Raw genomic sequence first — 12444 nt, 5'->3', positions numbered from 1 at the left:
CTTGGTGGCCCGCCGCTCAGTGCCGCCAGCCCGGCAGGGTCCAGTCGCGCCAGACTGCCAGGCCGCGCAAGCCGGCGGTCAGCAGCACGCAGGCCACCAGTGCGGTGGTCTCGTCGGCCTGGGTCAGGCGCAGCCCCAGGTACAGCCAGCCGCCTGCAAACGCGCACACCGCGTAGGGGCGGTGGTCGTTGAAGGCTTTGGGTATCTCGTTGCAGACGATGTCGCGCAGCACGCCGCCAAAGACGCCGGTGATCACCCCCATCAGCACCGCGATCAGGTTGGGCATGCCCAGGGCCTGTGCGGTGTCCACGCCGACCGCGGTGAACAGGCCCAGGCCTATCGCGTCGGGCATCTGGATGGCGCGTTCGGTGGGCTCGAAGTGACGCTGGCGCAAAAACAGCAGCGCGCAGATGCTCAAACCCAGGATGCCCCAGACGTATTCGCTGTGGCGGATCCAGAAAAACGGGCGTTGGTCCAGCAGCAGGTCGCGCAGCGTACCGCCCCCGAAGGCGGCCAAGAACGCCACCACACAGACGCCCACGGGGTCGAGCCGTTTGCGCGCGCCCTCCAGCACCCCCGACAGGGCGAAAGCCAGCATGGCGGCCAGTTCAATCAGGTGGCGCAGCAGCGGCGCCCAGGCGGTGAGGGTCTCCATGGCGCCCCATTGTGCCGATGGTTGGGGGCGCACGCTGCCGTGCAGGCGCTCACAGTGTCAGCGACCAGTGTTCTCCCACCAGGTCGTGGCCGAAGGAATGGTGGGCCTCGCTGCTGACCAGTTCGAAGCCGCTGCTCTGGTAGATGTGGCGCGCGTGGGTTAGCACGTCGTTGGTCCACAGCGTCAGGGTCTGGTAGCCGCGCTCGCGCGCGAAGTCGATGCAGCGCTGCACCAGCTGCCGCCCCAGGCCCAGGCCGCGGGCGTCGGCCTCGACGTACAGCAGGCGCAGTTTGGCGACTGTGGCTGACTCGCGCACCACGAACACCGAGCCCACCGGCCGCCCCTGCCATTCCGCGATCCAGGCGTTTTCGCCGCTTGGATCGAACTGCGCTTGGTACTGGGCCACGATCTGGGCCACCAGGGCTTCGAAGCTGGCGTCCCAGCCGTACTCGCGCGCATACAGCAGGGCCTGCCGGTGCACCACCCAGCCCAGGTCGCCCGGCAACAGGCCACGCAGGGTGGGGCGCTCGGCGGCCCCGCCCGCGCGGGATGGCGACAGCAGCTGCTGCACGGTCTGCATGGCCTGTTGCAGCGCTTGTTTTTGCGCCGGCAGCAGCGGCGCCAGCCACTGCGCCACCTGCTGGCGCGAACCCTGGTTGAGCGGCGCGAACGCGGCATGGCCCGCCTCGCTGAGCTGCAGTCGGCTCTGACGCGCGTCGCTGGGGTCGGGCTGGCGCTGCAGCCAGCCCTGGGCCTCGAACCGCTTGAGCAGCCGGCTGAGGTAGCCCGCGTCGAGGGCCAGTTCGCGCATCAGCGTGCTGGCGGTGAGGTCCTGGCTGTGCGCCAGCTCGTACAGCAGCCGCGCCTCGGTCAAGGTCAGCCCGGTGGACAGCAGGCCTTCGTTGAGCAGGCCCAGCTGGTGGGTGTAGAAGCGACTGAAGCGGCGCACCGCCTCGATGCAGGCGCTGTCGTCGGCGCTTGGGGTGGGGGCGTGGGACGCGTTCATGGCGCCATGGTTGCCGTTTTATTTGACTGAGTCAAGTAAATCAATGGATGGAGGGCGCCATCGCCATCACGGCTGGTGCGGTGCTGGGGGCTGAGGCCCTTGGCGCGGCGCGCGCTGTGGCTACCATTCAAGCCTTAGCAACAGCTTGAAGGAGCCGCACATGTCGGTGTTTGTGGTCGCCAATCCCAAAGGCGGTGTGGGCAAGTCCACCTTGAGTACCCAATTGGCCGGCGGTCTGGCGGTGCGGGGGCAGGCGGTGGCGCTGGGGGATCTGGACCCGCAGCAGTCGGCGCAGCTTTGGCTGGGCTTGCGCCCACCGCAGGCCGCGGCCATTCAGCCCTGGCCTGTGACCCCGGGGGCCCTGGGGCGTCCCCCCAAAGGCGTGGATCACGCGGTGTTGGACACGCCCGCAGGCCTGTCGGGCGGCGACCTCAAGGACGTGCTGAAGCAGGCCGACAAGGTCATCGTGCCCTTGCAGCCCAGCGTGTTTGATCTTTACGCGACCCGCGCTTTCTTGGACCAACTGGCCGGCATGAAGCGGGCCCAGGGCGTGGACATCGCGATCGTGGGCATGCGGGTCGATGAGCGCACCATCGCCGCCGATCGCCTGCGCGAGTTCGTCGACAGCCTGGGCCTGCCTTACCTGACCGACCTGCGCAACACCCAGAACTACGTGCACCTGGCGGCCCAGGGCTTGACGGTGTTCGATGTGGCGCCTGGGCGGGTTGAAAAGGACCTGCAGCAGTGGCAGCCGGTGCTGGCCTGGCTGGACGCCTGAGTCTGAGCCTGCGCCGCGTGGCGGCCCTGCATGTCGCCTGCCCGACAACGCGGCCGGGCCCCCACCGCTAAAGTTTGTGCATGAAAAAAACCTTCGAAACCCTTGCTGACCTGGCCGCCTGCGTGGGCCAGGAGGTCGCCATCAGCGACTGGCTCACGATCACCCAGGAGCAGGTGAACCAGTTCGCCGTCGCCACCGGGGACCACCAGTGGATCCACATCGACGTGGAGCGCGCGCGCAGCGGCCCGTTCGGCGCGCCGATTGCCCACGGTTTCCTGACCCTATCGCTGATCCCGCAGTTCTTTGGCGCCACGCTCGAGGTGCTGAACGCCCGCATGGGGGTCAACTACGGCCTCAACAAGGTGCGTTTCCCGGCCCCGGTGCCGGTGGGCAGTCGCCTGCGAGCCCACCTGCGCCTGCTGGAGGCCAGCCCGATCGACAACCAGGGCTACCAGTTCGCCTGGGAGGTCACGATCGAGCGCGAGGGCAGCAGCAAACCCGTGTGCGTGGCTGAGTCGCTGGCCCGCCAGTACCCCTGATTTTCAGGCCACGCTTGTGGCGTGGCGTGGCGTTGACATCGGCGATCGCGCTGCTGCTGGCCTCGTGGTGGGCCGCCTGGCGGACGCCGGCACCTGCGGGCCAGGGGGGGGCGGTGTGATCCGTTGCGATCAGGCCTTCAGCGCGCCGTCGAAGCCGTTTTGCCGCCAAGCCTCGAACACCGTCACCGCGACGGCGTTCGACAGGTTCAGGCTGCGCTGACCTGCCCGCATCGGCAGGCGCAGGCGCTGGCTCAAGGGGAAGCGCTCGCGCAGTTCGGGTGCCAGGCCCCGTGTTTCGGAGCCAAACACAAAGTAGTCACCAGGCTGGAATTGCAGCTCGAAGGCTGGCGTGGAGCCGTGCGTGGTCATGGCAAACAGGCGCTCGGCCGGGGCCTGCGTGCTGCTCAAAAAGGCGTCCCAGTCGGCGTGCTTTTTGACCTCGGCGTACTCGTGGTAGTCCAGCCCGGCGCGGCGCATGTAGCGGTCTTCCATCGAGAAGCCCAGCGGCTCGATCAGGTGCAGGGTGCAGCCCGTGTTGGCGGCGAGCCGGATCACGTTGCCGGTGTTGGGCGGGATCTCGGGTTGGACAAGAACAATGTGAAACATGCCGCTATTGTCGGCGCTCAGGCGGGGTCAGCGCGCCAGGGGGGCTTCGGGCGGGGTGCGGGCCAGCACGCAGGCGTGGACCTCACGCGCGCCCGCTGCGCGCAGGGCGGTGGCGGCGGCCTCCAGCGAGGCGCCGGTGGTCATCACGTCGTCGATCAGCACCAGGCACGCGCCTTGAAGCTGGGCCCGGTGGGCCGGGTTGGCCAGCAGCGCGTCGCGCAGGTTGCGCTGGCGCTCGGTGCGGCTCAGGCCCCGCTGGCTGGGGGTGTTGCGCAGGCGCAGCAAGCCGTCGGCGCAGACCCGGGGCCTCCGCAGTTGGTGGGCCAGGACCAGGGCCTGGTTGTAGCCGCGCTCCTGCAAGCGCGCGGGGGCCAGCGGCATGGGCAGCAGCCAGTCACTGCGTTGCAGGCAATCGAACAGGTCGGGGTTGTGCAACATCAGGGGGGCCAGGGCCTGGGCCCAGCCGACCTGCTGCTGGAACTTGAATTCGGCGATGCAGCGCACCCAGGGGTAGCCGTAGTCCACGGCCGCATGGCAGCTGTCCAGCGGCGGTGGGTGGGTCACGCAGGCGCCGCACAGGGAGACTTCGGTGGGGCAGGGCAGGGCGCAGCGGCGACAGCGGTGGCGCGGTTGGGCAAAGCGCAGAACGCAGGTTTCGCACACCCGTTGAGCGGGCCAGGCGTGGCAGATCGCGCACTGACTCGGCAGGCGGGTCATCCAGGTGCTGAAAAGCCGCGTCAGCATGGACTCAATATACTCGCCACCGCATTGAACCGACCCGCCATGAACCACCCAGCCCCCCCGACCATCGATCCCCCAGCCGTGCAGCGCCTGGAGCGCCTGCCCCTGGACCATTCGCCCTGGTTGCACGAGGAGGTGGCGCGGCGCATGGCCGAGCGGCTGCAGTGGATCAAGCTGCAGCCTGAGGCCTGGCTGGACTGGTCGCCCACCTGGGGGGGGCTGGAGGCCCATGAGCGCCTGCGCGAGCGCTACCCCAAGGCCCGAGCCCATGTCCATGAACCGGTCGCTGCCCGCGCTGCCGAGGCGCGCCGCCGCCACGAGCCGGCCTGGTGGCAGCCCGCGCGTTGGGGTGGGCGGGCCACCACGGTCGGGTTGCCCGAGGACGGCAGCGTGCAGATGGTGTGGTCCAACATGGCCTTGCATGCGACCGATCAGCCCCAGGGCTTGATCGGGCAGTGGCACCGGGCCCTGGCGGTCGACGGATTTCTGATGTTTTCCTGTCTCGGACCGGACACCTTGCAAGAGCTGCGGGCGGTCTATGCGGACGCCGGTTGGCCCGTGCCGGGCCATGTGTTCACCGACATGCACGACTGGGGCGACATGCTGGTCGAGGCCGGCTTTGCCGAGCCCGTCATGGACATGGAGCGCGTCGTGCTCACTTTTGAAAGCCCCGAGCGTCTGCTGCAGGAGCTGCGCGAACTGGGGCGCAACTTGCACCCCGCGCGCTTTCAGGCCTGCCGGGGCCGGGGTTGGCACGCGGCCTTGCTGCAATCCCTGCGCTCCCACGAGGCCCTGACCCGCCCCTCGCCGGGCAGTCTGAGCCTGACTTTCGAGATCATTTACGGCCATGCTTTCAAGCCGGTTCCGCGCATCCCATTGGGCCCTCAAAGCGCGGTCTCGTTGCAGGAAATGAAAGCAGTGTTGCGCCACGGCAAAAAGAATTTGCCGCCTGTTTGAGAATTGTCAAACCGAAGCACTGACTCGGTTAAAATCGGCCTCGGTTTTCATTCGGGCATATTCCCGAGCTTCTGTTTTCCGGGAGCTTGACGCATGTCAAATCCGGTTCTTCGATTCGCTCAGGTTTCTGGTCAAGGCATCGACTGGCAGCTGCGACGCAATTGCTCTGTGACACCGGCTCAACTGGCCTGGTTTTACGGTTCGATTTGTCTGGTTTCCCTCGCCGTGGCCGGTCTGTGCTGGCATCTCGGCGCGCGGCTTGTGATGGTTTTCACGGGCCTCGAATTGCTCGCGATTGGTGTAGCGTTCCTCATGTACGCGCGGCACGCTGCCGACGGTGAGCGCATCAGCCTGCGCGGCAGTCGTCTGCTGGTCGAACTGGAGCAAGCCGGACAGCTGCAGCGGGTTGAGTTTCGACGGGAATGGGTGCGGGTTGAGCCCAAAGTGGGTCATCAGTCCTTGATCGAGTTGTCGGGTCAAGGGCGGACGTTTGAAGTGGGGCGCTTTGTGCGCCCCGAATTGCGTCCCGCCCTGGCCAATGAAATTCGAGGGGCATTGCGAGCCATGTGATGTCTGACACGGCAGCCTGGCTGCGGTGTGAGGTTTGTTAAATTGAGGCAATGAAGAAGTGAACACGATGAAGAGCATTTCCAACAAGTTGGCTTCGCTGCTGCTGACCGCTGGTGCTTTGCTGGGCTCGGCGGCGCATGCCGTCAGTGACTTGCCCGGCGGTCCTGCGGTGCGTCAGCTCAACCTGGCCCCGCCAGCCACCCGGATTGCTGAAGAACAGCACTTCCTGCACTGGATGATGCTGATCATCTGCACGGTGATCTTCGTGGCCGTGTTCAGCGTCATGTTCTATTCGATCCTCAAGCACCGCAAGTCGCTGGGCTACAAGCCGGCGACCTTCCATGAGTCGGTGACGGTCGAAATCCTCTGGACCGTGGCCCCCTTCATCATTGTGATCCTGATGGCCCTGCCGGCCACCAAGGTGCTGGTGGCGCAAAAAGACACCACCAACGCCGACCTCACGGTCAAAGCCACGGGTTACCAGTGGAAGTGGGGTTACGACTACATCAAGGGCGAGGGCGAAGGCCTGGCGTTCATCTCCACCCTCGACGCTTCGCACCGTGCGATGTCCGACAACGGCGCCAAGGGCGACGTGCCGGACAACTACCTGCTCAAGGTCGACAACCCGCTGGTGGTGCCGGTCAACAAGAAGGTGCGCGTGATCACCACCGCCAACGACGTGATCCACGCCTTCATGGTGCCGGCCTTCGGTATCAAGCAAGACGCCATCCCTGGCTTCGTGCGCGACACCTGGTTCCGGGCTGAAAAGACCGGTGATTTCTATGGTCAGTGCGCCGAACTCTGCGGCAAGGAACACGCCTACATGCCCATCCACGTGAAGGTGCTGTCGGCCGAAGACTATTCCGCCTGGGTGGCTGCCGAGAAGAAGAAGGCCGCCGCCAAGGCCGATGACCCAAGCAAGGTCTGGGCACTGGACGACCTCAGCAAGCGCGGCGAGAAGGTTTATGCCGCCAACTGCGCTGCCTGCCACCAAGCCAACGGCAAGGGCGCGGGTCCGATCAAGGCTCTGGACGGCTCGTCGCTGGTTCTGGACGCCGACCATGCCCGCCAGGTCAACGTGCTGCTCAACGGTCTGAACAACGGCGCCATGCCGGCCTGGAAGCAGCTGTCGGACACCGACATCGCTGCTGTGGTGACCTACACCAAGAACAATTGGTCCAACAAGACGGGCCAAGTGGTTCAGCCGGCCCAAGTCTTGGCGCTGCGCGGCAAGTAATCTGACGTCGCCCTTCCCAGATTCAGACAAGGAAACACCATGAGTGCAGTTCTCGACCACCACGATCATGCGCACGACGATCATGCCCACGGTCATGCCCCCACGGGCTGGCGCCGTTGGGTCTTTGCGACCAACCACAAAGACATCGGCACCCTCTACCTGCTGTTCAGCTTCACCATGCTGATGATCGGCGGGGTGCTCGCACTGGGCATCCGGGCCGAGCTGTTCCAGCCCGGTCTGCAGCTGATGAACCCCGAGCTGTTCAACCAGCTCACCACCATGCACGGCCTGATCATGGTGTTCGGCGCCATCATGCCGGCCTTCGTGGGCTTCGCTAACTGGATGCTGCCGCTGCAAATCGGCGCTTCGGACATGGCCTTCGCCCGCATGAACAACTTCAGCTTCTGGCTGATGATCCCCGCGGCCATCATGCTGGCGGGTTCGTTCTTCATGCCCGGTGGTGCGCCCGCTGCTGGCTGGACCCTGTACGCGCCGCTGACCCTGCAAATGGGCCCCTCGATGGACGCTGGCATCTTTGCCATGCACATCCTGGGTGCGTCGTCGATCATGGGTTCGATCAACATCATCGTGACCATCCTCAACATGCGCGCTCCTGGCATGACGCTGATGAAGATGCCGATGTTCGCCTGGACCTGGCTGATCACCGCCTACCTGCTGATCGCCGTGATGCCTGTGCTGGCCGGTGCGATCACCATGACGCTGACCGACCGCCACTTCGGCACCAGCTTCTTCAACCCCGCCGGTGGCGGTGACCCAGTGATGTACCAGCACATCTTCTGGTTCTTCGGTCACCCCGAGGTGTACATCATGATCTTGCCGGCCTTCGGCATCATCAGCCAGATCGTGCCGGCCTTCGCCCGCAAGAAGCTGTTCGGCTACGCCTCGATGGTGTACGCCACCTCGTCGATCGCCATCCTGTCCTTCATCGTGTGGGCTCACCACATGTTCACCACCGGCATGCCGGTCACGGGCCAGTTGTTCTTCATGTACGCGACCATGCTGATCGCAGTGCCCACGGCTGTGAAGATCTTCAACTGGATTGCCACCATGTGGCAGGGTTCGATGACCTTCGAGACCCCCATGCTGTTCGCGGTGGGTTTCATCTTCGTGTTCACGATGGGCGGCTTCACCGGCCTGATCCTGGCCATGGCCCCGATCGACATCCAACTGCAAGACACCTACTACGTGGTGGCCCACTTCCACTACGTGCTGGTGGCGGGTTCGCTGTACGCGCTGTTCGCTGGCTACTACTACTGGGCCCCCAAGTGGACCGGTGTGATGTACAGCGAGACCCGCGGCAAGATCCACTTCTGGTGGTCGCTGATCGCGTTCAACGTGACCTTCTTCCCGATGCACTTCTTGGGTCTGGCCGGCATGCCCCGCCGCTACGCCGACTACCCGATGCAGTTTGCTGACTTCAACGCAGTGGCCACGGTCGGTGCTTTCGCCTTCGGTCTGGCGCAGGTGTATTTCTTCCTGTTCATCGTTTTGCCGACCATGATGGGCAAGGGTGAAAAGGCGCCGCAAAAGCCGTGGGAAGCCGCTGAAGGTCTGGAGTGGGAAGTTCCCTCGCCGGCCCCTTTCCACACCTTCGAGAACCCGCCCAAGCTGGACGCCACGGCGACCCGCGTGATCGGTTGATACCCATCAGGTCTGACCATGAGTCCCGAGCAAAAGAAAAACAACCTTCGGCTGGCCCTGATCCTGGCGTCGATCGCTGCGGTCTTCTTTGTCGGGTTCATGGCCAAGATGATCTTGCTGTCAAAGCCCTGAGCCGAGCTTCGCCGCCCTGAACCCCATGTCCCGTCGCCAAGAAAACACCCGCATGGTGCGCAAACTGGTCGTCATCGCGGCCGGTATGTTTGCCTTCGGGTACGCCTTGGTGCCCATGTACCAAGCGATCTGCGAGTTCACGGGCATCAACATCCTGGCGCTCGCCGAGCGCGAGGTGCCAGGCGTGGGTGCGGCGGGCAAAAACGTGCGGGTACCCGACAACACCCAGGTGGATCGCAGCCGCACCATCACGGTAGAGTTCGACGCCAACGCGCGTGGTCCCTGGGAGTTCAAGCCCGCGCAGCGTTCGGTGCAGGTGCACCCCGGTGAGCTCACCACGGTGATGTACGAGTTTCAAAACGTACAGAACCGCCGCATGTCGGCCCAGGCCATTCCCAGCTACGCGCCGCGTCAGGCGGCGGCCCATTTCAACAAGCTCGAGTGCTTCTGCTTCAACCAGTACACGCTCGAGCCGGGTGAGAAGAAAGAATGGCCGGTGGCTTTCGTGGTCGACCCCAAATTGTCCAAGGACGTGACCACCATCACGCTGTCCTACACCTTCTTTGAGGTGGGGGGCAAAACCCCGGCAGCGCCGGCAGGTGGCACGGCGCAAGCGCCCTGGCAGGCTGACAAGGTGGGGTCATGAGTCAACAGCAGTCGCCCGCCCGCAAGGGGTCCTTGCTGCGCACCGTCAAGGCGGTGGCCTGGTCCTTCATTGGCATTCGCAAGAACAGCGACTACCAGGAAGACACGGCCAAGCTGAACATTTTTCACATCATTGCGGTTGGCCTGGCCGGCGCGATGCTGTTCGTCTTGGCCCTGGTGGCCTTGGTGAACTGGGTGGTCCGTTGAGCCGGTTCTAGAACCAAATCAGAGTTTGAGAGAGTCAGGAGCAAAAATGAGTGCGACAACACACGGTGGAACCCCTTACTACTTCGTGCCCCACGAGTCCCGCCACCCCGTCATGGCGGCCATTGGCTTGTTCTTCGTGATCCTGGGCGCAGGCCAATGGATCAACGGGGTGGAGTGGGGCATGTACTCGCTCGCCCTGGGCATGGTCTGGTGGTTGGCGGTGCTGTTCCAGTGGTTCCGTGATGCCGTGGCGGAGAGCGAGAACGGCTTGTACAGCCGCAAGATCGATCTGTCCTACCGCTGGAGCATGAGCTGGTTCATCTTCTCGGAAGTGATGTTCTTCGGCGCCTTCTTTGCCGCGCTCTGGTGGGCCCGTGCCCACTCGGTGCCCGCCCTGGGCAGCCTGGAGAACGCCCTGTTGTGGCCCGATTTCAAGGCCGTGTGGCCCACCATGGCCGCGGGCATGACCGCCTCGCCGGCCGGCATTGTTGAGCCGTTCCAGACCATGACCCCGTTCTGGTTGCCGACCATCAACACCGCCCTGCTGTTGACCTCGGGTGTGACGCTGACGGTGGCTCACCATGCGCTGCAGGCCGGTGAGCGCAGCAAGACGATCGCCTTCATGTGGATGACCGTGATCCTCGGCGTGATCTTCCTGTTCGTGCAAGGTTACGAATACGCCCACGCCTACAGCGACATGAACCTCAAGCTGAGCTCGGGTGTTTATGGCTCGACCTTCTACCTGCTGACCGGCTTCCACGGCTTCCACGTGTTCGTGGGCATGCTGATGCTGTTCTTCATCACCCTGCGCCTGCAAAAGGGCCACTTCACCAAAGAACGTCACTTCGGTTTTGAAGGCGCCGCCTGGTACTGGCACTTTGTGGACGTGGTCTGGCTCGGCCTGTACGTGGTGGTCTACTGGTTCTGAGACCCTCCGAAACCAAAAAAGCGCCGCAAGGCGCTTTTTTTGTGGGCCGTTCGGTGGGTTACCGCGTCACTGCGGGCCCGGGGGAGGCGCTGCGCCCGGCCGCTTCAGCTCACTGGCCTGCAGCGATGCCCGTGGGCTGGATCCAGCCGAGCTTCCAGCTGACCAGAATGCAGATGAACAACAGGATCGAGAACCCCACCCGCATGGCCAGCGCCTTGACCATCGAGCCGCTCTTGGCCGGGTCTTTGTCCTGCCCACCCTTCATCATGAAAAACAATGCCGAGCCAAGGCTCAGCAAGATGGCTGCAAACGCTAGCATGACGAGGTATTTCATGTCCGTGATTATCCTGTGAACACCCCGAATTTGTGGCGCTCCTGGCGCTTTTGGCTCATCACCGTGGCCGCGGTGGCTGGGCTGTTGACCACCTTGTCCCTGGGGCGCTGGCAACTCAACCGCGCCGCCGAAAAAGAAGCCCTGCACGAGGCCCTTGAGCGTGAGCGTGCGCGTCCGGTGCTGAGCCAGCGCGAATGGCTGCAAGCCGCGCGCGAGAACCAAAGCCTGTTGCACCGACCGGTGGACCTCAAGGGCGTTTGGTTGCCGCAGTTCAATGTGTACCTCGACAACCGCCAGATGAAGGGCCGCCCTGGCTTCTTTGTGCTGACGCCCCTGGCGCTCTCCGGTGAACAGGGTGTGGTGCTGGTGCAGCGCGGCTGGGTGCCGCGTGATTTTGTCGACCGCAACCGCCTGGTCGAGGTGCCAACGCCGCAGGGTGAGGTCACGGTCCGTGCCCGCGTGGCCCCGGTGCCCGCCAAGTTGCTGGAGCTGGGCTCAGCCGGGGCCGCCGAGGGGTCTTCCCGTATCCGGCAGAATCTCGACTGGGATGCTTTTCGACAGGAAACCGGCTTGCCCTTGTTGCCGGGTTCCATGGTCCAAATCGATCCTGCCGCAGATGGCCTGTTGCGTGACTGGTTCGAGCCCGGCGCTGGCACGGAGAAGCACCATGGTTACGCATTTCAATGGTTTGGTCTGGCTGGCCTGATCGCTCTTCTTTATGTCTGGTTCCAAATTGTCCGACGCTTCTACCGCCCCGCAGACTCCGAAGTCCGCCGCTGACGCCCCGCTGGGCCTGACGGTCCACACCCTGCCGGCTGCCGATCAATTGGCCGCCAGCGTGGCGGGCCCGCGCACGCGCCTGGGCCGGCTGAAGATGCTGGCCGTGCTGGCGGTGTGTGCCGCCCCCGTGGTGGCGTCGTACTTCACCTACTACGTGGTGCGTCCCACGGGGCAGCGCAACTTTGGTGAGTTGATCGAGCCCCAACGCGATTTGCCGCCGGTGGTGGCGCGCACCGCCGAGGGGCAGTCGCTGCCGCTGACATCGCTCAAGGGGCAGTGGCTGCTGATCAGCGTGGCAGGAGGGGCTTGTGATGAGGCGTGTGAACAACACCTCTACCTGCAACGCCAGCTGCGTGAGAGCCTGGGCAAGGACAAGGACCGCATGGATTGGGTCTGGCTGATCAATGACGACGCACCCATCAAGAGCAGCCTGTTGCCCGCGCTGGCCCAGGCCACTCTGTTGCGGGTGCCCCCGGACGCGCTGGCCCAGTGGTTGAGCCCCGCCTCGGGTCACCAACTGGCCGACCACCTGTACGTGGTGGACCCCATGGGGCATTGGATGATGCGCTTCCCGGCGCGACTGGACATGGCCGGTGCGGCCAAGGCCAAAAAAGACCTCGAGCGCCTGATGCGCGCGTCGGCGTCCTGGGACGAAGCGGGGCGCTGA

Annotated in this window: 17 protein-coding genes; 12 read left to right on the top strand and 5 right to left on the bottom strand. The window is 64.7% G+C overall.

The window, feature by feature from the left end:
* Positions 1 to 16: 16 nt before the first annotated feature.
* Positions 17 to 655: a trimeric intracellular cation channel family protein gene (locus tag PSQ40_RS14035; RefSeq protein ID WP_273952176.1), complete on the bottom strand. Its 639-nt coding sequence runs from the start codon at positions 653 to 655 to the stop codon at positions 17 to 19.
* Positions 656 to 704: 49 nt separating this feature from the next.
* Complete coding sequence (locus PSQ40_RS14030) at positions 705 to 1661, bottom strand: bifunctional helix-turn-helix transcriptional regulator/GNAT family N-acetyltransferase (protein ID WP_273952175.1); 957 nt, start codon at positions 1659 to 1661, stop codon at positions 705 to 707.
* A gap of 160 nt (positions 1662 to 1821) precedes the next feature.
* Between PSQ40_RS14030 and PSQ40_RS14025 the strand changes: the two genes are divergently transcribed.
* Both PSQ40_RS14025 and PSQ40_RS14020 read left to right on the top strand, forming a co-directional pair.
* Positions 1822 to 2439: an AAA family ATPase gene (locus PSQ40_RS14025; protein ID WP_273952173.1), complete on the top strand. Its 618-nt coding sequence runs from the start codon at positions 1822 to 1824 to the stop codon at positions 2437 to 2439.
* 80 nt (positions 2440 to 2519) lie between these two features.
* Positions 2520 to 2978: a MaoC family dehydratase gene (locus PSQ40_RS14020; RefSeq protein ID WP_273952172.1), complete on the top strand. Its 459-nt coding sequence runs from the start codon at positions 2520 to 2522 to the stop codon at positions 2976 to 2978.
* A 129-nt stretch (positions 2979 to 3107) separates the two neighbouring features.
* Here PSQ40_RS14020 and trmL read toward each other — a convergent pair whose 3' ends face one another.
* Entirely contained in the window at positions 3108 to 3584 is a 477-nt protein-coding gene (trmL, locus tag PSQ40_RS14015) for a tRNA (uridine(34)/cytosine(34)/5-carboxymethylaminomethyluridine(34)-2'-O)-methyltransferase TrmL (protein ID WP_273952170.1), read from the bottom strand.
* Positions 3585 to 3611: 27 nt separating this feature from the next.
* Positions 3612 to 4328, bottom strand: coding sequence for a ComF family protein (locus PSQ40_RS14010; protein WP_273952169.1), 717 nt, complete (start codon positions 4326 to 4328; stop codon positions 3612 to 3614).
* Between the two features lie 39 nt (positions 4329 to 4367).
* Between PSQ40_RS14010 and PSQ40_RS14005 the strand changes: the two genes are divergently transcribed.
* The 8 genes from PSQ40_RS14005 (at position 4368) to PSQ40_RS13970 (ending at position 10663) form a co-directional block, all read left to right on the top strand.
* Positions 4368 to 5282, top strand: coding sequence for a methyltransferase domain-containing protein (locus PSQ40_RS14005; protein WP_273952167.1), 915 nt, complete (start codon positions 4368 to 4370; stop codon positions 5280 to 5282).
* A 93-nt stretch (positions 5283 to 5375) separates the two neighbouring features.
* Complete coding sequence (locus PSQ40_RS14000; RefSeq protein ID WP_273952165.1) at positions 5376 to 5852, top strand: DUF2244 domain-containing protein; 477 nt, start codon at positions 5376 to 5378, stop codon at positions 5850 to 5852.
* A gap of 67 nt (positions 5853 to 5919) precedes the next feature.
* Entirely contained in the window at positions 5920 to 7089 is a 1170-nt protein-coding gene (gene coxB, locus PSQ40_RS13995; protein WP_273952164.1) for a cytochrome c oxidase subunit II, read from the top strand.
* A gap of 39 nt (positions 7090 to 7128) precedes the next feature.
* Positions 7129 to 8751, top strand: a complete 1623-nt coding sequence (gene ctaD, locus PSQ40_RS13990; RefSeq protein ID WP_273952162.1) for a cytochrome c oxidase subunit I — start codon at positions 7129 to 7131, stop codon at positions 8749 to 8751.
* 18 nt (positions 8752 to 8769) lie between these two features.
* Positions 8770 to 8883, top strand: a complete 114-nt coding sequence (locus PSQ40_RS13985) for a cytochrome oxidase small assembly protein (RefSeq protein WP_273952160.1) — start codon at positions 8770 to 8772, stop codon at positions 8881 to 8883.
* Between the two features lie 25 nt (positions 8884 to 8908).
* Complete coding sequence (locus PSQ40_RS13980; protein WP_273952159.1) at positions 8909 to 9529, top strand: cytochrome c oxidase assembly protein; 621 nt, start codon at positions 8909 to 8911, stop codon at positions 9527 to 9529.
* Positions 9526 to 9735, top strand: coding sequence for a DUF2970 domain-containing protein (locus PSQ40_RS13975; protein WP_273952157.1), 210 nt, complete (start codon positions 9526 to 9528; stop codon positions 9733 to 9735). Before PSQ40_RS13980 ends, PSQ40_RS13975 begins: the two co-directional genes overlap by 4 nt.
* A 46-nt stretch (positions 9736 to 9781) precedes the next feature.
* Entirely contained in the window at positions 9782 to 10663 is an 882-nt protein-coding gene (locus PSQ40_RS13970; protein WP_273952156.1) for a cytochrome c oxidase subunit 3, read from the top strand.
* 109 nt (positions 10664 to 10772) lie between these two features.
* On the opposite strand, the gene PSQ40_RS13965 is transcribed toward PSQ40_RS13970, so the two are convergent.
* Complete coding sequence (locus PSQ40_RS13965; protein WP_273952155.1) at positions 10773 to 10997, bottom strand: twin transmembrane helix small protein; 225 nt, start codon at positions 10995 to 10997, stop codon at positions 10773 to 10775.
* Between the two features lie 15 nt (positions 10998 to 11012).
* Between PSQ40_RS13965 and PSQ40_RS13960 the strand changes: the two genes are divergently transcribed.
* Both PSQ40_RS13960 and PSQ40_RS13955 read left to right on the top strand, forming a co-directional pair.
* Positions 11013 to 11777: an SURF1 family protein gene (locus PSQ40_RS13960; RefSeq protein ID WP_273952154.1), complete on the top strand. Its 765-nt coding sequence runs from the start codon at positions 11013 to 11015 to the stop codon at positions 11775 to 11777.
* On the top strand, positions 11716 to 12444 hold the full coding sequence (locus PSQ40_RS13955; RefSeq protein WP_273952153.1) for a hypothetical protein: 729 nt from the start codon (positions 11716 to 11718) through the stop codon (positions 12442 to 12444). The genes PSQ40_RS13960 and PSQ40_RS13955 overlap by 62 nt, the downstream gene beginning before the upstream one ends.

The sequence above is a fragment of the Curvibacter cyanobacteriorum genome (assembly GCF_028649475.1).
Lineage (GTDB): Bacteria > Pseudomonadota > Gammaproteobacteria > Burkholderiales > Burkholderiaceae_C > Curvibacter > Curvibacter cyanobacteriorum.
This window is presented reverse-complemented; position numbering and strand designations above follow the sequence as displayed.

Excerpts from the sequence above, each read along its gene's own strand:
- PSQ40_RS13980 (WP_273952159.1), top strand. The coding sequence starts at position 8,909 with ATGTCCCGTCGCCAAGAAAACACCCGCATGGTGCGCAAACTGGTCGTC.
- PSQ40_RS13970 (WP_273952156.1), top strand. The coding sequence starts at position 9,782 with ATGAGTGCGACAACACACGGTGGAACCCCTTACTACTTCGTGCCCCAC.
- trmL (WP_273952170.1), bottom strand. The coding sequence starts at position 3,584 with ATGTTTCACATTGTTCTTGTCCAACCCGAGATCCCGCCCAACACCGGC.
- PSQ40_RS13955 (WP_273952153.1), top strand. The coding sequence starts at position 11,716 with ATGTCTGGTTCCAAATTGTCCGACGCTTCTACCGCCCCGCAGACTCCG.
- coxB (WP_273952164.1), top strand. The coding sequence starts at position 5,920 with ATGAAGAGCATTTCCAACAAGTTGGCTTCGCTGCTGCTGACCGCTGGT.
- PSQ40_RS14035 (WP_273952176.1), bottom strand. The coding sequence starts at position 655 with ATGGAGACCCTCACCGCCTGGGCGCCGCTGCTGCGCCACCTGATTGAA.
- PSQ40_RS13975 (WP_273952157.1), top strand. The coding sequence starts at position 9,526 with ATGAGTCAACAGCAGTCGCCCGCCCGCAAGGGGTCCTTGCTGCGCACC.
- PSQ40_RS14020 (WP_273952172.1), top strand. The coding sequence starts at position 2,520 with ATGAAAAAAACCTTCGAAACCCTTGCTGACCTGGCCGCCTGCGTGGGC.
- PSQ40_RS14025 (WP_273952173.1), top strand. The coding sequence starts at position 1,822 with ATGTCGGTGTTTGTGGTCGCCAATCCCAAAGGCGGTGTGGGCAAGTCC.
- PSQ40_RS14010 (WP_273952169.1), bottom strand. The coding sequence starts at position 4,328 with ATGCTGACGCGGCTTTTCAGCACCTGGATGACCCGCCTGCCGAGTCAG.
- PSQ40_RS14000 (WP_273952165.1), top strand. The coding sequence starts at position 5,376 with ATGTCAAATCCGGTTCTTCGATTCGCTCAGGTTTCTGGTCAAGGCATC.
- PSQ40_RS13965 (WP_273952155.1), bottom strand. The coding sequence starts at position 10,997 with ATGAAATACCTCGTCATGCTAGCGTTTGCAGCCATCTTGCTGAGCCTT.
- PSQ40_RS14005 (WP_273952167.1), top strand. The coding sequence starts at position 4,368 with ATGAACCACCCAGCCCCCCCGACCATCGATCCCCCAGCCGTGCAGCGC.
- PSQ40_RS14030 (WP_273952175.1), bottom strand. The coding sequence starts at position 1,661 with ATGAACGCGTCCCACGCCCCCACCCCAAGCGCCGACGACAGCGCCTGC.
- PSQ40_RS13985 (WP_273952160.1), top strand. The coding sequence starts at position 8,770 with ATGAGTCCCGAGCAAAAGAAAAACAACCTTCGGCTGGCCCTGATCCTG.
- ctaD (WP_273952162.1), top strand. The coding sequence starts at position 7,129 with ATGAGTGCAGTTCTCGACCACCACGATCATGCGCACGACGATCATGCC.